Origin of the sequence: Bradyrhizobium sp. Rc2d, assembly GCF_900099855.1 — a bacterium.
Lineage (GTDB): Bacteria > Pseudomonadota > Alphaproteobacteria > Rhizobiales > Xanthobacteraceae > Bradyrhizobium.
The window spans coordinates 1-19835 of record NZ_FNCU01000072.1; the positions used below are offsets into that span (position 1 = coordinate 1).

At 65.2% G+C, this 19835-nt stretch carries 15 protein-coding genes and 1 pseudogene; 7 read left to right on the plus strand and 9 right to left on the minus strand.

The window, feature by feature from the left end; genetic code table 11:
* A pseudogene (locus tag BLV07_RS42660) lies at window positions 1–241 on the minus strand (IS110 family transposase); the annotation flags it as partial.
* 316 nt (window positions 242–557) lie between these two features.
* Window positions 558–6332, minus strand: a complete 5775-nt coding sequence (locus tag BLV07_RS42665; protein WP_091898493.1) for an apolipoprotein A-IV repeat region-like domain-containing protein — start codon at window positions 6330–6332, stop codon at window positions 558–560.
* 397 nt (window positions 6333–6729) lie between these two features.
* Here BLV07_RS42665 and BLV07_RS42670 point away from each other — a divergent pair, with 397 nt between their 5' ends.
* Both BLV07_RS42670 and BLV07_RS42675 read left to right on the plus strand, forming a co-directional pair.
* The gene (locus BLV07_RS42670) at window positions 6730–7104 is read left to right on the plus strand and encodes an Hpt domain-containing protein (RefSeq protein WP_091898495.1); all 375 of its coding nucleotides are present in this window, start codon (window positions 6730–6732) and stop codon (window positions 7102–7104) included.
* Between the two features lie 166 nt (window positions 7105–7270).
* Window positions 7271–7591 (plus strand): 2Fe-2S iron-sulfur cluster-binding protein, encoded by a 321-nt coding sequence (locus BLV07_RS42675; protein ID WP_091898497.1) that lies wholly within the window; start codon window positions 7271–7273, stop codon window positions 7589–7591.
* Window positions 7592–7675: 84 nt separating this feature from the next.
* Here BLV07_RS42675 and BLV07_RS42680 read toward each other — a convergent pair whose 3' ends face one another.
* Window positions 7676–8143, minus strand: a complete 468-nt coding sequence (locus BLV07_RS42680; RefSeq protein ID WP_091898499.1) for an acyl-CoA thioesterase — start codon at window positions 8141–8143, stop codon at window positions 7676–7678.
* Between the two features lie 182 nt (window positions 8144–8325).
* Here BLV07_RS42680 and BLV07_RS42685 point away from each other — a divergent pair, with 182 nt between their 5' ends.
* The 3 genes from BLV07_RS42685 (at window position 8326) to BLV07_RS42695 (ending at window position 10708) form a co-directional block, all read left to right on the plus strand.
* On the plus strand, window positions 8326–9354 hold the full coding sequence (locus BLV07_RS42685; protein WP_091898501.1) for an NAD(P)/FAD-dependent oxidoreductase: 1029 nt from the start codon (window positions 8326–8328) through the stop codon (window positions 9352–9354).
* A gap of 105 nt (window positions 9355–9459) precedes the next feature.
* Window positions 9460–10056: a DUF2147 domain-containing protein gene (locus tag BLV07_RS42690; RefSeq protein ID WP_091898503.1), complete on the plus strand. Its 597-nt coding sequence runs from the start codon at window positions 9460–9462 to the stop codon at window positions 10054–10056.
* A gap of 295 nt (window positions 10057–10351) precedes the next feature.
* The gene (locus tag BLV07_RS42695; protein WP_091898505.1) at window positions 10352–10708 is read left to right on the plus strand and encodes a hypothetical protein; all 357 of its coding nucleotides are present in this window, start codon (window positions 10352–10354) and stop codon (window positions 10706–10708) included.
* 57 nt (window positions 10709–10765) lie between these two features.
* On the opposite strand, the gene BLV07_RS42700 is transcribed toward BLV07_RS42695, so the two are convergent.
* From BLV07_RS42700 to BLV07_RS42710, 3 genes are all read right to left on the minus strand, one after another.
* Window positions 10766–11032, minus strand: coding sequence for a hypothetical protein (locus BLV07_RS42700; RefSeq protein ID WP_176946127.1), 267 nt, complete (start codon window positions 11030–11032; stop codon window positions 10766–10768).
* 192 nt (window positions 11033–11224) lie between these two features.
* The gene (locus tag BLV07_RS42705) at window positions 11225–12589 is read right to left on the minus strand and encodes a sensor histidine kinase (protein WP_091898509.1); all 1365 of its coding nucleotides are present in this window, start codon (window positions 12587–12589) and stop codon (window positions 11225–11227) included.
* Entirely contained in the window at window positions 12586–13266 is a 681-nt protein-coding gene (locus BLV07_RS42710; protein ID WP_091898511.1) for a response regulator transcription factor, read from the minus strand. Before BLV07_RS42710 ends, BLV07_RS42705 begins: the two co-directional genes overlap by 4 nt.
* Window positions 13267–13616: 350 nt before the next feature.
* Between BLV07_RS42710 and BLV07_RS42715 the strand changes: the two genes are divergently transcribed.
* Both BLV07_RS42715 and BLV07_RS42720 read left to right on the plus strand, forming a co-directional pair.
* Window positions 13617–14504, plus strand: a complete 888-nt coding sequence (locus tag BLV07_RS42715) for a MipA/OmpV family protein (RefSeq protein WP_176946128.1) — start codon at window positions 13617–13619, stop codon at window positions 14502–14504.
* Window positions 14505–14510: 6 nt separating this feature from the next.
* Window positions 14511–15251: a hypothetical protein gene (locus BLV07_RS42720; protein ID WP_091898513.1), complete on the plus strand. Its 741-nt coding sequence runs from the start codon at window positions 14511–14513 to the stop codon at window positions 15249–15251.
* Window positions 15252–15267: 16 nt separating this feature from the next.
* Here BLV07_RS42720 and garD read toward each other — a convergent pair whose 3' ends face one another.
* The 3 genes from garD to gudD all read right to left on the minus strand — a co-directional run bounded on the left by garD (window position 15268) and on the right by gudD (window position 19827).
* Window positions 15268–16809 (minus strand): galactarate dehydratase, encoded by a 1542-nt coding sequence (garD, locus tag BLV07_RS42725; RefSeq protein WP_091898515.1) that lies wholly within the window; start codon window positions 16807–16809, stop codon window positions 15268–15270.
* 133 nt (window positions 16810–16942) lie between these two features.
* Complete coding sequence (locus BLV07_RS42730; RefSeq protein WP_091898541.1) at window positions 16943–18391, minus strand: aldehyde dehydrogenase family protein; 1449 nt, start codon at window positions 18389–18391, stop codon at window positions 16943–16945.
* 77 nt (window positions 18392–18468) lie between these two features.
* Window positions 18469–19827 carry a glucarate dehydratase gene (gene gudD / locus BLV07_RS42735; protein WP_091898517.1) on the minus strand — a complete coding sequence of 453 codons (1359 nt, stop codon included), beginning with the start codon at window positions 19825–19827 and terminating at the stop codon, window positions 18469–18471.
* Between the last annotated feature and the right edge of the window lie 8 nt (window positions 19828–19835).

Genomic DNA, 19835 nt, shown 5'->3' on the forward strand with positions numbered 1-19835 from the left:
TCACATAGGCCGGCGGCATCAACCGCACCTCGTGGCCATACCGGCCGATCACGCGCGCCCAATGATGAGCGCTGCCGCAAGCCTCCATGCCCACCAGGCACGGCGGCAACTGTGCGAAAAACTTCTCGACCGAGGCTCGCTTGAGCTGGCGCCTCACCACCACAGCTCCCGACGCGTCAATCCCGTGGACTTGAAAAACGTTCTTCGCCAGATCAACCCCAATCGTGCTAATCTTCGTCATGGACGGCTCCCTTTGTCTGGTTCGACTCAACATCACCAGTCTGGCACACCGATGCCGTTCGGGGGCCGTCCATCCCATCATTGCGAGCGACTTGTCCGCTGTAGCTCGAAGAGCGAAAGCGGAAGCGAAGCAATCCAGACTGTCTCCGCGGAGGCAGTCTGGATTGCTTCGTCGCAAGAGCTCCTCGCAATGACGGTGCTTGTTGGGGCCGCGTAGTTCCTACCGCGCGGTAAATTGCTGGTGCAATGACAAGCCCAAACAAAACGGAGGCCGCAGGGCCTCCGTTTTCATCGTGCTGTCCTGCGAGACCTGCTGCTTATCCCAGCCGTCCCGCCGCGTGGGCCAGCAGCGTGTACACCAATCCCGTCTCCGAGATCAGGTGGCTGCGCAGCTCCTGCGGGCCGCGGCCGTCGCGGGCGACTTCGTCGAGCAGGCGTTCGAACTCCGCGACATAGCGGTCGACCGTGCCCTTGAAGTTGCGGTCGGCGCGATACTTGCGGGCGACCTCGTCGAAGGCTTTCTGGCCGGCGGGCGTGTAGAGGCGCTTGTTGAAGGCCTTGTTCTCGCCGCGCTGGTAGCGGTCCCACATCTCGGCGGCGAGGTTGCGGTCCATCAGCCGGCCGATGTCGAGCGACAGCGATTCCAGCGGATTGCCACCACCTTGCGGCGCCTGCGGCTGCGGGGCGGGTGCCGCACGGCCGCGGGGAGCCTCACGGCCGTTCGGAGTGGCAGGACCGGTATCGGCGCGGTTGAGCAGGTCCGACAGCCAGCCGTCGCGGCCTTGGTCGTTGCCGGCAGGCGCGACCGACGGCGCCTCGGTGCGGCGTGCAGCCGGCATGCCGAGGTCCGGCGGCGGCAGCGTCGAGGCGCTGCCGGTGTCGCGCATGCGGGTCTCGGTGGCGCGGCCGCCGACGGCTGCCAGCACCGCCGGCTCTTCCTGGCGCTGCACGCTGGCGCGGCTCGTCGTGGTGACGTCGAGGCCGCGGCCATGCTGGGCCACGATGCGGTTGAGCTCGGCGAGGGCCTCGATCTGGTCGACGATCACCTTGCGCATCTGCGCGGTGCTCTCGGCGGCCTCCTGCGGCATCTCGAGCACGCCGCGGCGCAGCTCGTTGCGGGTGGCCTCGAGCTCGTTGTGCATCTCGAGCGCCATCTGCTTCATGCTGGAGACGAGGTTCGAGAACTTCTCGGTCGACTGCTTGAACATCACATCCGCTTCGTCGGTGGTCTGGCGGTAGATGTCATGCATGGCTTCGATGGTCTGCCGGTGCTCCTCCTCGGACGCCGCGCGCACCGCCTCGAACTGACGGGTGATCGCGGCCGAGCCTGCGCCGGCGGTCTCGGCGACGACTCGGGCGATGTCGCGGGCACGCTCTTCGGCTGCGGCGAGCGATTCATCGAGCAGGCCGGTGAAGCGCGACAGACGCTGGTCGAGATCGGCCGTACGCAGGTCGATCGTGGTGACGAGCGATTCCAGCGCCTGCTTGCGCTCGGCGAGCGAGGCGGTGGTGTTCTTGTTGCTCTGCTCGACGACCTGCGCGGCCTCGACGAGCGCCTTGCCATGCTTGTCGAACTGGGTCGACAGCTCGCCGAGATCCTGGAGCGCCTTCGTGGTCTTGCTGTTGAAGACGTTGAGCTGGTCTTCCAGGTTCTGCGTCGCAGCGCCGTTGCGCGAGGTGACGTCGTTCATGGCCGAGACGAAGTCGGCGACGCGCGTCACCAGCGCCCGCTCGAGCGAGTTGAGGTTGTCGTGCGCACCGGTCAGCACCTCCTGGAGCAGGATGTTGCCTTCGCGCAGCCGCTCGAACAGCGCCACCGTGTCGGTGCGCAGGATCTTGCTGGTCTCCTGCATCTCGGTGACGGCCGCGATCGAGACCTGGCGCGACTGGTCGATCGCCGAGCGCGAGGCCTGCTCGAGGTCCTTGAGCGACTTGCCGACCGCGCCGGTGGCGATCTCGCTCGCCGTATTGATGGCGCGGGCGACTTCCGAGCCGTTGCCCATCATGGTCTGCGAGAAGGCCTGGCCGCGCGTCTCGATCGACTTCAGCGCGTCGGAGGTGACGCGGTCGATGTCGAGCGTGAGCTGGCTGGTCTTGGAGCCGATCGCGTCGACCAGAGCGCCGCGCTTGGCGTCGATCATGTTCGACAGACGGTCGGCCTGCTGCTGCACATAGGTGACGATCTCGTCGGTCTTGCCGGTCATGGCCTGGCCGAAGCTGCTGCTGGCGGCGAGCACCGAGCGCTCGACGTCGGCCGAACTCGACTTGACCCGCGAGCTCGCCTCGTTGGAGGCAGATATCAGCGCGTTCTGGGCGTTCAGCGCGCTGGTCTGGATGTCGTTGGTCGCATTCGCGGTGGCCGCGCTCAGCGTACGCTCGATCTCGGTCGAGATCGTGCGGATCTGGCTCGCGGCGTCCGCCGAGGTCGAGGTCAGCGACGTCTGCGCCTCACGCGCGCTGTTGAGGATCGTCGAGGCGGTGTCGGCGCCGACCGCGGTCAGCGTGCGCTCGATGTCCGTGGTCAGCGACTTGATCTGGCTCGCCGCGTCGGTCGAGGCGGAGATCAGCGTGCCCTGGGCCTCGCGGATGCCGCCGGTGAGCGCCTCGATGGTGGCGCCGCCGGCGGTCGCCAGCGCGCGCTGCATCTCGGCCGCGAGCGAACGGACCTGGCTGGTCTGCTCGGCCGAGACCGCGAGCAGGGTGCTCTGGGCGTCGCGGGCGCTGGTGGTGATCGTCTCGGCGGTCGACACGCCGACCTGCGAGAGCGAACGATGCACTTCGGCCGCGAGCGACTTGACCTGGCTCGCCGCATCCGAGGATGCCGTGACCAGCGTGCTCTGGGCCTCGCGGGCGCCGCTCATGATGGTCTCGGCGGTCGAGGTGCCCGCCATCGAAAGCGAACGCTGCACGTCGGAAGACAGCGACTTGATCTGGTTGGCGGTCTCGGTCGAGGCCGCGATCAGCGCGCCTTGCGCATCGCGGGCGCCGGCGACGATCGACTCCGCCGTGCTGGTGCCGGCCAGCGACAGCGAGCGCTGCACGTCGGCGGTGAGCGTCTTGACGTGGTTGGTCGCATCCGAAGAGGCGGTGACGAGCGTGGTCTGCACCTCGCGGGCGCCGGCCAGGATCGAGGCCGCAGTGGCCGAGCCCGCCGCGGACAGCGTGCGTTCGACGTCGGTCGCGAGCCCCTTGAGCTGGTTCGACGCCTCGCCCGATGCGGCGACCAGGGTCGACTGCGCCTCGCGCGCGCTGGTCAGGATCGAATTCGCAGCACCGGTGCCGACCGCGGTCAGCGCGCGCTCGACCTCGGTGGAGGTCATCTTGAGCTGGGCGTTGACGTCGGAGGAGACCGTCATCAGCGACTGCTGAGCGGTGCGCGCGCCGGTCTGGATGGTCTCGCTGGTGTTGACGACGAGGTTGGTGAGCGAACGCTCGGCGTCCTCGACATGCGAGCGGATCGCGGTCGAGATCATCTCGGCGCGGGACATCATGTCCTCGCTGGCCTGGCGTCCGCTGCTCTCGATGCGGCCGGCGACGGCCTCGACGCGCGAGCCGAGCAGGTCCTCGAACTGCGCCACGCGCACGTCGATGTCGTTGGCGACCGAGCCGACCTTGGTCTCGATGGCCTGGTGGATCTCCTGGAAGCGCGCCGTGACCGTGTCGGCCAGATGCGTGCTGCGGCCGTCGATGATCTCGGTGACGCCGGTGATGCGGCGGTCGACCGCCTCGATCGCCTGCGCTGTGCCGTCCGTGAGGGTCGAGGTCAGCAGCGTAAGGCGCGTGTCGATGGACTGCACGGCCTGCGAGGCGCCGTTGGTCACGGCGGTGGTCAGGTAGGTGAGGCGGGAGTCGATGGACTCGAGCGCCTGCGACGCGCCGCCGGTGAGGGTCGTCGTGAGGTGCGTCAGCCTCGTGTCGATCGACTGGATCGTCTGCGATGCGCCGTCGGTCAGTGAGGTGGTGAGGTGGTTGAGGCGCGTGTCGATCGTTTCGATGGCCTCTGATGCGCCGTCGGTCAGCGAGGTGGTGAGGTGGTTGAGCCGCGCATCGATCTTTTCGATGGCCTGCGATGCGCCGCCGGTCAGCGACGTCGTGAGATGGGTGAGGCGGCCATCGATCGACTGGATAGCCTGCGCGGCACCGTCGCTCAGCGACATCGCCAATGTATTGATGCGTCCGTCGATGGTTTCGGTCATGGACCTGGCGCGGCTGTCGAACGACTGTTCGAGCGCGGCGACGCGGCCGATGAGCTGTTCGTCGAAGGTCTTGATGTGGCCTTCGATCGTGCCGTCGAGGCTGGCGAACTTGCCGTTCAGGGAGGCGTCGAAGTTGCTGACGCGCTCGCCGATCGTGGTCTCGAATTGCAAGAGGCGCTGGTCGAGCACGGCCGTGATCGCGCCGCCATTGGACGTGAAGCGGGTGTCGAAATTGTCGACATAGGTCTTCAGCGTCTCGGCGATGTCCTGCGTGCGCTGGCCCATGCGATCCACGATCTCGCCGCCGAAGGTCTTCACGGTGCGGTCGAACTCGGAGATGTGACGCGTGATCAGCGCGCCCAGCGTGCCGGAGTCGCGGGCGAACTTCTCGACTAGCTCGGTGCCCTGGTTCCTCACGAGCTCGTCGAAGGCGCTCATCTGGAGCGACAGCGAATCGTGCGCGGTCTCGGTCTGGCTGACGACTTTGGCGACCAGGGTGTTGACGGTGGCGTCGAGCGCCTCGCTCGCCTTGTCGCCGCTCGTCATGATCTGGCCGGCGAGCCGGTTGCCGGCGTCGTCGATCTTGGCGGAGATGTCGTTGGAACGCAGCTCGAGCTCGAGCAGCAGCGAATCCGACGAATTCTTCAGGGAATCGTGCACCTGCTCGGTGCGCTCCGAGATGCCGTCGACTATCGCGGCGGAGCGCTGCTCGAACTCGCCGGTGATGCGGTCGATGCGCTCGTTCAACATCTCATGGACGCGGTCGGCGAGGTCGACGAACTCGTCGTGGACGTGGCCGGTCTTGAAGTTGAGGCTGGTGGTCAGCCGCTCGCTGGCATCGAGCACGGCGCGCGTGGTCTCGTTGCTGGCCTCCTCAAGGCGGTCGAGCAGGTCGCCGCCGCGCTCGCCGAGCGCCAGGATCATGTTGTCGCCGGCATTGCTCAAGGCGCTGGTGATGTGGGCGCCGCGCTCTTCCAGCGCGCCCGTGATGGACTTGGCGACCTCGTCGACGCGCGAGGCGATCGCGTCCGAGATCAGCGCGATGTCGTGGCGCAGGTCGATCTGCACCCCGGAGATGGCGCTGCGGACCTGCTCGGCCTGGCCGACCAGATTGTCGCGCTGATGCGCGATGTCCTGGAGCAGGGCGCGGATGCGCACCTCGTTGTCGGAATAGGCGCGCTCGAGCGCCGCGACCTCGTTGGCGACCAGCGTCTCGAGCTCGCCGGCGCGCGCGATCGCGCGCTCGATGCCGTCGCCCATCGCCGCGACCTCGCGGCGAATGGCCTGGCCGACGGTGACCATGGAATCGGAGGCCGAGCCTTCCGGCTCGGAGAAGCGGATCGCGACCTGCGCCATCGCCTGCGCGATCATGCGCATTTCCTGGCCGCGCCAGACGAGGCTCGCCAGGAAGTAGAACAGCATGATGGGCGCGAAGAACATCGCGATCAGGCCGGCAATGACGAGCACGCCGCCGCTCTGGCCCAGGGCGGCCTGGATCGAGGGCAGGAAACCGAACGTCAGCGCGGCGCAGGCGGCGAGCCAGACGCCGGCAAAGATGGTGGCGAAGGTGTAGACGCTGCGGGCAGGGCGGCCCTTCTGAAGCGCCTGGAGCAGCTGGCCGATTGTCTCGCGGTCGTCATTGGCGGCGCGGCGCGAGGTGCGCGGCTCTTCGATCGGGTCGAACGCGGTTGCTCGTTCGTTGGCGGCGGGGCGCGGCTCGAAGCTCGGCTCGTCGAAGATCGGTGGCTCGGGCGGCGCCACCGGAGGCGGCGTTTCGTTGCGCATCGCGGCGTTGCGGCTCGTATCCGCAGCGGTGTCACTGATGTTGAGGGCTTCCTGGATCGCAGAAAGCGCAACTTCTGTGGGGTCTTTGACCTTTTTCGGAGTGTTCGCCATGTCAGTCCGAGCCCTCGTTACTTGTACGCGTCCCCCCGCGAGCCCTGCGCGTTACGCAAGCCCACAGACCGGATCATGCCGCTTGCGCGGATCTCCGAGCCGTCCCCACCCGGACGGCTTGTCCGCCAATTTCTGCAACATCCTATTGGCAGAGCGTCTCGAATGAAATGCCCGCGATTAAGACAATCTTAATCATCGTTAACAGGATCAGGCCGTAACGCCTTAGCAATAAATGCAATTCTCCACCGAACTTGGCAGATTACGGCAACTTTTAGTCAACAAACCGGCGGATCTGCGTCAAACGACCCAAACATTTCGTTAACCATTTTCATGCTTGGGTGGGGGGAACCTGACCGCCGGACCGGCGGGACCATCGCGCGATACCGGGGCCTGGGTCATGACGCCTGAACTGCAACGGATGGATTGGATGCCCTCGCCCCCGCTTGCACCCATCGACAGCCCGCTCGACCTCGATCACCTCTCGCGCATGACGCTCGGCGATGCCCAGCTGGAACGGGAAGTGCTGGCGATGTTCGCCGAGCAGGCGGCCCGCCTGATTGCGGCGATGACGGCGCTGCCGGCAGAGGCCGGCGCACTTGCCCACAAGCTCAAGGGTTCGGCTCGCGGGATCGGCGCCTTTGCGGTGGCCGATGCCGCAGCCAGCCTGGAGACCGCGATCCGGACCGGCCATGGCCGGCCCCACGCCCTTGCTGCCTTAAAAGAGGCGGTAACCGAGGCCCGCACCGCCATCGAGGCGATGCTGAAGCCTTAAGCACGGACTGTCAGAACCAGGTTCTACTCTTTTGTTTTGACGCGTTTTCTTGCCACGAAGCGGGATTCAGGTCGCGCGAAAACGCTATGGCGCCGGGCGGACCGACCCGTTATAGGACAGCCGGGACCCCTCCTTCATTCCAAGCACCGCGGCAGCACGAGCACACATGGCCAAGATTCACTTTGTCGACCACAAGGGCGAAACCCGCACGGTGGAAATCGAGAACGGCGCAACCGTGATGGAAGCCGCCATCCGCAACAGCATTCCCGGCATCGAGGCCGAGTGCGGCGGCGCCTGTGCCTGCGCGACCTGCCATGTCTATGTCGACGAAGCCTGGCGCGAGAAGGTCGGCAGCCCGACGCCGATGGAAGAGGACATGCTCGACTTCGGCTTCGACGTGCGCCCGAACTCGCGCCTGTCCTGCCAGATCAAGGTCTCCGACGATCTCGACGGGCTCGTCGTCGGGACGCCGGAACGCCAGGCCTGATCTTCCCTTCAATAGGGCATGAACTTTCCGGAAAACCACTAAACGCTTTGCAGCTAGCGCGGCCCTTCGGGTCCGGATCATCGATTAGGCGCGCGGCGGCGCGACCTCGATGCCGCGCTTGTGCCAGGGTCGTAGCTTCGCGACCACTTCTGCAGTGAGCGGCGTCGGCCGCCGCGACGCTTCGTCGATCATCACGCCGACCGAATTCGCCGACGCGATGCACTTTCCTTGCGAGAATACGACCTGCTCGAAGGTCACCGAGGTTCGTCCGAGCTTCACCACGCCAAGGCCGAGCTCGATCGTGTTCGGCCAGTGCAGCTCGGCGCGGAAATGGATGTCGAGCCGCACCATGATCCAGGCAAGACCCGGCGGCGTCAGCCCATATTCCGGGAGCTTCATCAGCGTGACACGGCCGGTCTCGAAATAGGTGGCGTAGACGGCGTTGTTCACGTGCTGGTTGGGATCGAGATCGCCGAAGCGAACGTTGTCGCTGAGGCGATAAGGGTAGTCTTCCAGGCGCGGCGTCGTATCGAGGCGGCTTGGTGCGTTCACCGATTGATCTCCGTCATATCCTTTCTCGTTACAACCCAGTTATTTTGACCCGGCAAGTGGGTGCGGCAGCGGGGCGCTCCCGCTTTTATGCCTTCCCTGTTCCATCCCCGTTGGCTAGACAGGCGGGGTCACCTCGGCCCAAAGGGCGCCGTCCAACCGATAACGACCGATAAAGAGACGACATGAGCGACGTGATCAAAACCGATGTGCTGATTATTGGCGCCGGCCCCTGCGGTCTGTTCGCCGCCTTCGAGCTTGGCCTTCTCGACATGAAGGCGCATTTCGTCGACATCCTCGACAAGGTCGGCGGCCAGTGCGCCGAGCTCTATCCGGAAAAGCCGATTTACGACATTCCCGGCATTCCGCAGGTTTCGGGCCAGGGGCTGACCGACGCGCTGATGGAGCAGATTAAGCCGTTTCATCCGACCTTCCATCTCGGCGAGATGATCGAGACCGTGGAGAAGATCGGCGATCCCGCCTTTCGCTGCACCACCGACGCCGGCAAGGTGTTCGAATGCAAGGTGGTGGTGATCGCGGCCGGCGGCGGCTCGTTCCAGCCCAAGCGCCCGCCGGTTCCGGGGATCGAGGCCTACGAAGGCACTTCGGTGCACTACGCCGTGCGCAAGATGGAGACGTTCCGCGACAAGAACGTGCTGATCGTCGGCGGCGGCGATTCCGCGCTGGACTGGACGCTCAATCTGCATCCGATTGCCAAGCGCATCACGCTGCTGCATCGGCGCGACGAGTTTCGCGCCGCGCCCCACAGCGTCGAGCAGATGCGCGCGCTGGTCGCAGGCGGCAAGATGGATCTGAGGCTCGGGCAGGTCACGGCGCTCTCGGGCGCTGATGGCAAGCTCTCCGGCGCCACCATCAAGGGCAACGACAACGCCATGACCGAAATTGCCTGCGACACCATGCTGCCGTTCTTCGGTCTGACCATGAAGCTCGGCCCGGTCGCGAACTGGGGCATTGCGCTGGAGAACAACCTGGTGCCGGTCGAGACGTCGGCGTTCGAGACCAACGTATCAGGCATCTTCGCCATCGGCGACATCAACACCTATCCCGGCAAGATCAAGCTGATCCTGTGCGGCTTCCACGAGGGCGCGCTGATGTCGCAAAAAGCCCATCGCTACGTCTATCCGGAGAAGCGGCTGGTGTTCCAGTACACGACCTCATCGTCCAGCCTGCAAAAGAAGCTCGGTGTCAACTGACGGCGCTGAGCAGGGAGGCGATGCCCCATGTTTCTGGTGCTGGAACCATTCGCGAAATCGCCGTAGTCTGCGGCCATTCCAGTCGTGGAATAGCAAGGTGATCTAATGCGGAATTTCCTGTCCAGCTCTCGGCTGCTTCCCTTCCTCGCGCTCGCGTTGTCGCTTCTTGCGGTGACACCGTCTGCGGCACAGACCGCCGAGCCTACGGCGGCGGGCCTCTGGCAGAAGGTCGAAGACGGCAAGACAGTGGGATGGTTCCTCTTCGTCGACCACAACGGCATCTTTGAAGGCGTGATCGCAAAAACCTTCCCGCGGCCAACCGACGATCCGAACGAGGTTTGCTCCAAGTGCACCGACGATCGCAAGAACGCGCCGGTGCTCGGCATCTCCTTCGTCCGCAACATGAAGCGCGAAGGCTTGAAGTACGAAGGCGGCAACGTGCTCAATCCGCGCGACGGCCAGATCTGGAAGGCCAACATGAAGGTCAGTCCTGATGGCCAGACCCTGACGCTGCGCGGCTATCTCGGCATCGCGTTGCTCGGCAAGGACGAGACCTGGACGCGACTGCCGGATGCCTACATCGCGCAGGTCGATCCTGCCATCGTGGCAAAATATCTCCCTGCGCAGGCCGCTGCCACGAAGCCGGCGGCACCCGCGACGAAAAAGGGCGGCGCGATGATGGCGCCGGCGCCCAAGCAGTAAGGGCGTCCCTCGCGCACTGTGCCGCCTGGTCGGCGGTCGCTCCACACATCATCATCATTCCTCGTACTGGCGGGGAAGACGGAAAGTCGGCGGCGGTCATATCCGTCGAAAGACGAACGCGCCGCGGGCCCGCTCCAGTAGTTGCCCGGAATGCAAGCTGGCGCCGGATTTGCATAGCTACCCGCAAAGCTGCTGGGGGAACGAGTCGCTGCCTTCACGCCTTTCGCCGAGCCGCGGAAGGCGGTCGGCGCGCGTTGTCCCCCCCGCGGCGATCATGTCGACCCGCGGAGACGATATGCGACTTGCAAGATGGTGTGCGGCGCCATTGCTGGCCCTGACAGCGCTCTTGGCAACATCGGCGCTGGCGCGCGACGACGGGCGCTACGCCAACTCGCCGCTAAAACCCTGGTTCGAAAGCCTGCACAGCGAATTCGGGCAGTGCTGCACCGACGCCGACGGCTACGTCATTGCCGACGTCGACTGGGAGTCCGATCGTGGCCGCTACCGCGTCCGCATCGACGACGAATGGGTCGTGGTGCCCGACGGCGCGGTGATCACTGTGCCGAACAAGATCGGCCGCACCATGGTGTGGAAGCACTATATCGATGGCCATCCGCGCGTGCGCTGCTTCATGCCGGGCAGCATGACGTAGACCCGCGTGTCATTCCGGTCGGCGCGGAGCGCCGAACCCGGAATGACAAAGCGAAGCTTAGTGCGCCTGGTTCTCCGAACCCGCGCTCGCGAGCCGCTTGACGCGCGGGGTCAGCACCGAAACCTGCGCGGGCGAGGCGGGCATGCCGGCGACGATCATCGCAGGGCTTGCCGACTGCTCCTCGACGCCGGCGCCGCCGAGCACCTGCACTTGCGTCGCCGAGATCGGAAACGAGGTCACTTCGTAAGAGGGAAGCTCGCTGGCAAAGCCGGCCGAGCTTGCAATCATGGCGCCGGCAAAGGCAATCATCGAGAGAACACGCATTGGAAAATCTCCGTGGAAGATCTCAATCGGAGGTTTGGTCGCGTCGATGCCGGGCCAGGTTCGCTCGGGTGCGAACATTCCCATTGCTCCCGGCGAATATATTGGTTGCGTGATGCGAAAGGACGAAACGCGGAAGAAGTTTTTCGCGCCAATGTTTCCGGACGGTTTCGCGGAAGAGCCGACGCGCCTCGCTTAGCGCTCTTGCAGATCAAGCTGCGAAGTTTTTGCCGGCGCGATAGCCGCGGAAAAGCGCAGGCTCATCGTCGTGCCGCGGCCGGGGACTGAGGAGATGACAAGCTCGCCGCCGTGGGCGGCCATGATCTCGCGGACGATCGACAGGCCAAGGCCTGCGCCATCGCCCGTGGTGTTGCCGGTCTGAAACGGCTCGATCAGCTTGTGTTCGGCGCCATCGGGCAGGCCCGCGCCGTCATCGTGAATCGAGATGCCATCGCGGCTGAGCGTAGCGACGATGCGTCGCGCGCCATGGGCATGGATGAGCGAATTGCCGACGAGATTGGCAAGCGCGCTGCGAACCGCAGCGTCCACACCCTGCACCAGGAACGGACCTTCGCCGTCCTGCTCGAGCGCAAGCTCGATACCGGCGTCCAGCGCCGAGGGGCTGAAATCGGCCAGCACCTCCAGCGTGATTTGGGCAAGATCGATCGGCCGCTTCTCGATCGCATGATTTTGCAGCCGCGCCAGGTCGAGCATGGCGGAGACCAGCGAGGTCAGGCGGCGGACGTCGCGCACCAATTCAGTCCGGAGGGCCGGCTCGGGCACGTCCTCGATCTTCGCACGCAGCAGCGTCAGTGGAGTGCGCAGCTGATGGGCGGCGTTGCCGAGGAAGCGGCGCTGCATCCTGATATAGGCATCGATCTCGCCGAAAGCACGGTTCAGGGCCTCCACCAGAGGCTTCAGCTCGCGAGGAACTTCGGACAGGGAGATCAGGCCTTGCGGCGCCGCAGGGTCGATCGCGAGCGCGCGAAGCGCCACCCGTTCGATACCGCGTGAGACGAAACGCGCGGCCAGCGCCGCGCCGACGGCAACGGTCGCGGCAAAGGCCAGCGCCAGCAGCATGATCGAAAAGACACTGCGGATGAGAAAGTTTCTCGCCATCCGGCCGAAACGGACTTGAGGCTCGCCGACCATCATCGCGAGCTGCAACGGACCCCTTTGCACGACGGCGAGGCAGAAGGTGCTCTTCTGGTCGAGCGTGTTGAAGACCGATGAGCCGACGGGCCCGTGATAGGGAAATGCGAAGGGGAGGGCCGGCCGGCGTTCGCTGCCGTACTCGCTGACCATGTCGCCTGCGGACACGACGTACCAGAGGTTCGGGCTGTCCGCCTTCAGCTCTTCGAGGGCGGGGGTCGGGCGCACCGTGAGTTTCTGCCCTTCGATATCGGTGGCGCGATCGAGGACGGCAACCACGACCCGGCAAGCCCTGAACTCGCGCTCCTCCATCGGATAGCGCCAGATGAAGAGGCCGAGCATGATCAGGAAGATCGTCGTCGCGGCGATGCCGAGCGACAGCGCAAAGGTTCTGGCGATCGACCTCATCGCGGTGTTGCCAGCCGCAGGATGTAACCGATGCCCCGCATGCTGCGGATCTCGACGTCGCCGCCAAGCTCAGCCAGTTTCTTCCTCAGACGCGAGACCTGCGCTTCGAGCGTGTTGGATTCGATCTCGTCGTCGAAGCCGTAGATCTCCTCGATCAGGGCGGCGCGGGTGATGACGCGATCGCGCCGCATCAGCAGCGCTCCCAAGATCAGCGCCTCGCGCCGCCGCAGCAGGATCTTGGTGTCGGCGACCACCGCCTCGTTGCTGCCGAGATGCAGCTCGACATTGCCGAGCGATAGTACCGAGGGTGCGAGCAGGCGCGGCCGCCGTAGGACAGCGCGCACCCGCGCGATCAATTCCTGCGGCTCGAACGGCTTGCCGAGATAATCGTCGGCGCCGCCGTTGAGGCCGTCGACCACATCCTCCTTGGCGTCCTTGGACGTCAGCATGATGATCGCGGGGCGCTCCGGCGACTGGCTCAGCGCCGTGACCATCTCGAGCGCATCGTCGTCGGGCAGCATCCTGTCGACGATGGCGAGATCATATTTGAAATTGTCCAGCGCCTGACGGGCATCGGCAATCGAGCCGACGAGGTCGACGACGCCGTGCAATTGTCCGAGCAGGCGGCTGACATAAGCGCCGATCTGCGGTTCGTCTTCGATCACGAGGGAGCGCACGCGGGTCGTCCTTGAATCTGCTGGGCAACAAACCCCGAGCGTGACGCTCCCTGGCCGAAGTCTGGCGTTTCGGCTCGTGCGCAGAGTTCCCATTAAGGCAGCGAGCTTGGCGAACAAAAGGCAGAAGCGAGCGGGGCTGACCGGCACTGCCAGTCAAAGTTTCGACGCGTGAGCGCGGTCCTGCAATGTTCGGGCAATGTTGGTTCGGCGGCCCGTGACGACCGCGCGCCGGGAACGGATTGGGCCAGCGGCTCTCGCCTTGCAATCTTGGGGCAATTTTGCCGGACCACATGCTGTGGCTTCTAACCACATCAGTCGACCGGCCAGGAACGCCGGTCCGGGGCCCCGAAATGAAGCATATTGACGAAGCCGCTCTCCGCCTCACGGTGAATGCGCGGCTGACGACCGCCTTCCTTGTTGCGCTCGGTACGATCATGGCGACAGCACAATGCGCATCGGCGCAGACGGCGTTCACCCTGCCGGCGCCGCCGTTCGAGTTGCCGATGCTGCCTTCGCCGTCCGGAAACTGGACCGTCATGGTCGGCATCGGCGGCGAATACACCCCTGATTTCGTCGGATCGAAGAACGGCAAGTTTCTCCCCATTCCGATCTTCACCATCCGCCGCGCCGGATCCATCGACCAGTTTCGCGGGCCGCGCGACAGCGCCAGCATCGCGCTGCTCGACGTCGGCAATTTTCGCGCCGGGCCGGCATTCAAGTACGTCTCTTCGCGCAAGAGCGACAAATATGCCGAGCTGACTGGCCTCGGCGACGTCAAGGCCGCATACGAGCTTGGCGGTTTCGTCGAGTATTATCCGGTCGACTGGCTGCGCCTGCGCAGCGAATTGCGCCAGGGCATGGGTGGCCATACCGGCACTGTCGCCGATGTCTCCGCCGACGTCATCGTGCCGCTGATTCAAAGGCTCACCATCTCGGCCGGCCCTCGCTTCACCTGGAAAAGCACCAAGGCGACCGCGCCGTATTTCGGCGTCGACGCCGCGCAGGCGCTGGCGTCGGGATTACCGATGTACGATGCCAAAGGCGGCGCGCACTCGGTCGGCTTCGGCAGCCAGATCTCCTATCGCATCAATCCGCAGTGGGAGGTCCATGCCTATGTCGAATACGAGAAGCTGCTCGGCGACGCCGCGGACAGTCCGCTGGTGAAGCTGCGGGGATCGTCGAACCAGACCACCGTTGGGCTCGGTGCGTCCTATTCTTTCGATTTCAGGATTCGATAGCTCGCCATGCGCCGCATTGCTTTTCTATGGATTGGCCTCGCGGCCGCTTGCGTCGCTCTCGGCGCCGCCGCGGCGTTCGAGACGCGCGCCAGCCGCCTCCAAGCGATCAAGACCGTCGGTATCGTGTCGGCGATCGGCGAGGAGATGAGCCTGACGCAAGCCGGCCTGACGGGCCTTGGCAATACTGCGCAGAACGTCCCGATCAGCGCATGGGGGCTGGACGAGCTGATCGTGCAGCAGGCGACGAAACTGCTGAGCGGACGTTTTCGCGTGCAGCCGGTGAACTACAGGCGCGCAGCCTTCGCCGCGATCCGGGATTCGGCGGTTGCGCCCGTCAATCTTCTGCGCAGTGATCCGTTCAAGGAGCTGGTCCGCAGCGACGTCAACCCACAGGGGCTAGATGCCTACATCGTCATTACACGAGCAAAATCGAAGCTTGGAAACGGTCGGGCCGTCGAGGGTGTAGGATTCGCGGAATACCGGACGCTGCTTGCAAACTACGGCCTGATCCACGCCCTGTACGAGATCCGCGTGATCGAGGGCAAGTCGTTCGACGTGATCGAGAAGAGGGCGGGCGCGCCGCTCGACAACACCGGGACCATGAGGATCGCCGGTCCGAGCGGCGCGATCGACGACACGTTTGACGGTCCGACGTCAAGCGAACGGTTACGTGCAGCGATCGCCGATCTCATCACGCGCAGCCTGCCCGTCACGCTGGGCGACATGCACCTGATCGACAGTCAGTGAGGCCGGCTCGCCGGCCTCAGGTCACCGGCGCCGGATTGAACAGCGTGAGGTCGTTGTGAATGCCCCAGCGGTCCGACCACGGTTTTGTGCGGCCGCTGGCGACGTCGAGGATCAGGCGGAACAGGTCCCATCCGGTTTCCTCGATGGTCTTCTCGCCGGTGGCGATGCGGCCGGCGTCGAAGTCGATCAGGTCCTTCCAGCGGCGGGCAAGCTCGCTGCGGGTGGCGACCTTGATCACGGGCGCGGCCGCAAGGCCGTAGGGCGTGCCGCGGCCGGTGGTGAACACTTGCAGCGTCATGCCGGAGGCAAGCTGGAGCGTGCCGCAGATGAAGTCGGACGCGGGTGTCGCCGCGAACAGCATGCCCTTCTGCGTCGCCTTCTCGCCCGGGGAGAGCACGCCGGTAATGGCAGACGATCCGGACTTGACGATCGAGCCCAGCGACTTCTCGACGATGTTGGCGAGGCCGCCCTTCTTGTTGCCGGGCGTGGTGTTGGCGCTGCGATCGGCGCCGCCGCGGGCGAGATAGGAATCGTACCAGGCCATCTCGCGCACCAGCGCGCGGCCGACGTCCTCGTTGATCGCGCGCCGCGTCAGTAGCTGGATGGCGTCGCGTACCTCGGTTACTTCCGAGAACATCACGGTGGCACCGGCGCGCACCAGGAGGTCCGCGGCAAAACCGACGGCAGGGTTCGCGGTGACGCCGGAGAAGGCGTCACTGCCGCCGCATTGCAGGCCGATGACGAGGTCGGAGGCCGGACAGGTCTCGCGCTTGCGGGTGTTGAGCACCTTCAGCCGCGCCTCGGCCTGAGTCATGATGGCATCGACGATGGCGCCAAAGCCGTCGAAGGCTTCGTCCTGCATGCGCACGATGGCATCGCTGACGCCTTCCGGCACCAGCCGCTCGGGCGCGAGCTTCTCGCAGCCAAGGCCGACGACCAAAATCTCGCCGCCAAAATTCGGGTTGAGCGCGATGTTCTGCAGCGTGCGGATCGGCACCACAGCGTCGGGCGCGGTGATGGCGACGCCGCAGCCATAGGCGTGCGTCAGCGGCACGACGTCGTCGACATTCGGGTACTTCGGCAAGAGCTCGGCGCGGATGCGTTTGACCGCATACTCCATCGTGCCCTTGACGCATTGCACGGAGGAGGAGATGCCGAGGATGTTCTTGGTGCCGACCGAGCCGTCGGAATTGCGATAGCCCTCGAAGGTGAATCCTTCGAGCGGCGGCAGCGGCGCGGGGACGGCGGTCGAGATTTCGAGCTTGTCGAGAGCGGGGGCCTCCGGCATGCGAATGCGGGCTTCGTCCACCCATTCGCCGGCCAGGATTGGCGACAGCGCATAGCCGATCACCTCGCCATAGCGGACGATCGGCGCGTCTTGTGCGATGTCGACCAGTGCCGTCTTGTGTCCCTGCGGCACGAAGGCGCGCAGCGTCAGTCCGCAGGTGAAGCGGGAGCCGGCGGGAAGCCCGAAATCATTGACGACGATCGCGACATTGTCGCGCTCGTTGAGCTTGATGTAGCGGGGCTGCTCTTTCGCTGCGACTGACTGGTCCATCTGCTCTTGCCTCAGAGACTGAATCGTAGGGTGGGCAAGGCGCAACGCGCCGTGCCCACCATGCTTCACACCGAAGATAAGCGGTGGGCACGCTTCGCTTTGCCCACCCTACGATATCTACGATGCCGGCCTATCAACCCGGATTGGTATAGGCCGTCTTCACCGCGGTGTAGAACTCGCGGGCATAGGAGCCCTGCTCGCGGGCGCCGTAGCTCGAACCCTTCCGGCCGCCGAACGGCACGTGATAGTCGACACCGGCGGTCGGCAGATTGACCATCACCATGCCGGACTCGCTGTTGCGCTTGTAGTGCGAGGCGTATTTCAGGCTGGTGGTGCAGATGCCGGAGGCGAGGCCGAACTCGGTGTCGTTGGAGATCGCGAGCGCCTCTTCGTAGTTCTTGGCGCGGATCACGGCGGCGACGGGGCCGAAGATCTCCTCGCGGGCGATGCGCATGTTGTTGTTGGCTTCGGTGAACAGCGCCGGCTGGAGGTAGTGGCCGGGCGTTTCGCGCTTGAGCAACTCGCCGCCCCACGCAAGCTTGGCGCCCTCGTCCTGGCCGATCTTGATGTAGCGCAGGTCCTGGTCGAGCTGGCTCTGGTCGACCACCGGGCCGATATGCACGCCGGCCTTGAGTGCGTCGTCCACCGACAGGCCCTTCAGGCGCTCGGCCATCGCCGCGACGAAGCGGTCATGGATGCCCTCGGTGACGATCAGGCGCGACGAGGCGGTGCAGCGCTGTCCCGTCGAGAAATAGGCACCGTTGACGGCGACCTCGACGGCGGTCTTGAGGTCGGCGTCGTCGAGCACGACCAGCGGATTCTTGCCGCCCATCTCGAGCTGGAATTTCTTCATCGGGTTCGACAGCACGCAGGCCTGCGCGATCTTGCGGCCGGTCTGCACCGAACCAGTGAAGGAGATCGCCGCCACATCCGGGTGGTCGAGCAGGGTCTGGCCGACCACCGAGCCGGAGCCGACCACGATGTTGAACACGCCGGCGGGAATACCGGAGCGGGTGATGATCTCGGCGAGCGCATGGCCAGAGCCGGGCACGAGCTCAGCCGGCTTGAATACCACCGTATTGCCGTAGCAAAGCGCTGGCGCGATCTTCCAGGCGGGGATTGCGATCGGGAAATTCCAGGGCGTGATCATGCCGACAACGCCCACCGGCTCGCGAGTGAGCTCGACGTCGAGGCCGGGACGCACCGAGGCGCCTTTCTCGCCGATCAGGCGCAGCGCTTCACCGGCGAAGAACGCGAAGATCTGGCCGGCGCGGGCGACTTCGCCGATGCCTTCCGGCAGCGTCTTGCCTTCCTCGCGCGCCAGGAGGCGGCCGAGCTCTTCCTTGCGGGCGAGGATTTCGAGAGAAACCTTGTTCAGCGCGTCATAGCGCTCCTGCGGCGTCGAGCGCGCCCAGGCGGGGAAGGCGGCCTTGGCGGCAGCGATCGCCTTCTCGGTCTGCGCCTTGTCGGCCTTGGCATATTCGCCAACGAGGTCGTTGGTGTTGGAGGGGTTGATGTTCCTGGTGACGCCTGAGCCGTCGACCCATTCGCCGCCGATGAAGTTCTTCAGGATTGCCGTCATGTATTCCTCCTTGTTCAAGGGGCATGATCCTCTCGGAAAACCGGTGTCCACTTTTCCGGGATCATGCCTGAAGTTTCTTAGCGCACGAGGCAGGGACGCTTGTCGTCGAAGGTCCAGCCGGGGATCAGGTCCTGCATGGCAATAGCGTCATCACGGGCGCCAAGTCCATGCTGCTTGTAGAGGTCATGCGCGGCGTCGATGGCCGCCCTGTCGATTTCGATACCCAGGCCCGGCCTGTCGGGAACGGCAATCTTGCCGCCCTTGATCTGAAGCGGCTCTTTCGTCAGCGCCTGGCCATCCTGCCAGATCCAGTGGGTGTCGATGGCGGTGACCTTGCCGGGGGCGGCGGCGCCGACATGGGTGAACATGGCCAGCGAAATGTCGAAATGGTTGTTGGAGTGCGAGCCCCAGGTCAGGCCGTTGTCGCGGCAGGTCTGGGCGACGCGGACCGAGCCTTGCATGGTCCAGAAATGGGGATCGGCGAGCGGAATGTCCACCGCACCGAGACGCAGCGCATGGGAAAGCTGCCGCCAGTCGGTGGCGATCATGTTGGTTGCGGTCGGCAAGCTAGTTGCGCGGCGGAACTCGGCCATGATCTCGCGGCCGGAGAAGCCGGCCTCGGCGCCGCAGGGATCCTCGGCGTAAGCGAGGATGCCGTGCATGTCCTTGCAAAGCCTGACAGCCTCATCGAGCGACCAGGCGCCGTTCGGATCGAGCGTGACGCGTGCGTTAGGGAAGCGCTTGGCAATCGCAGTGACGGCTTCGATCTCTTGCTCGCCGCGGAGCACGCCACCCTTGAGCTTGAAATCGGCGAAGCCGTAATGGTCGTGGGTGGCTTCCGCGAGCCGCACCACGGTCTCGGGCGTCATCGCCACCTGATGGCGGAGGTTGAACCATTCGGCCTTGCCGGTCTCGCCTTCCACATAGGGCAGGCGGGACTTGCTGATGTCGCCAACGAAGAAGAGATAGCCGAGTGTCTCGACGCTCCTGCGCTGCTGGCCTTCGCCGAGCAGCGCCGCGACCGGCAGGTTAAGATGTTGGCCGAGCAAATCGAGCAACGCGGATTCGATCGCCGTGACCGCGTGGATCATGACGCGAAGATCAAACGTTTGCTTGCCGCGGCCGCCGGCGTCGCGGTCGGCGAAGGCGGTGCGGATATCGGCGAGGATGTTGTTCATCGCGCCGACGGTCTTGCCGATCACGAGATCGCGGGCGTCCTGCAGCGTCTGCCAGATCTTTTGTCCGCCCGGCACCTCACCGACGCCGGTATGACCGGAATTGTCGGTAAGGATGACGATGTTGCGGGTGAAGAACGGCGCATGCGCGCCGCTCAAATTGAGGAGCATGCTGTCGCGGCCCGCGACCGGGATCACCTGCATCGCCGTGACGACCGGTGCGCCGGCGACTGGCGCGCCGGAGATCTCAGTCTGGGCCATCGCACGCT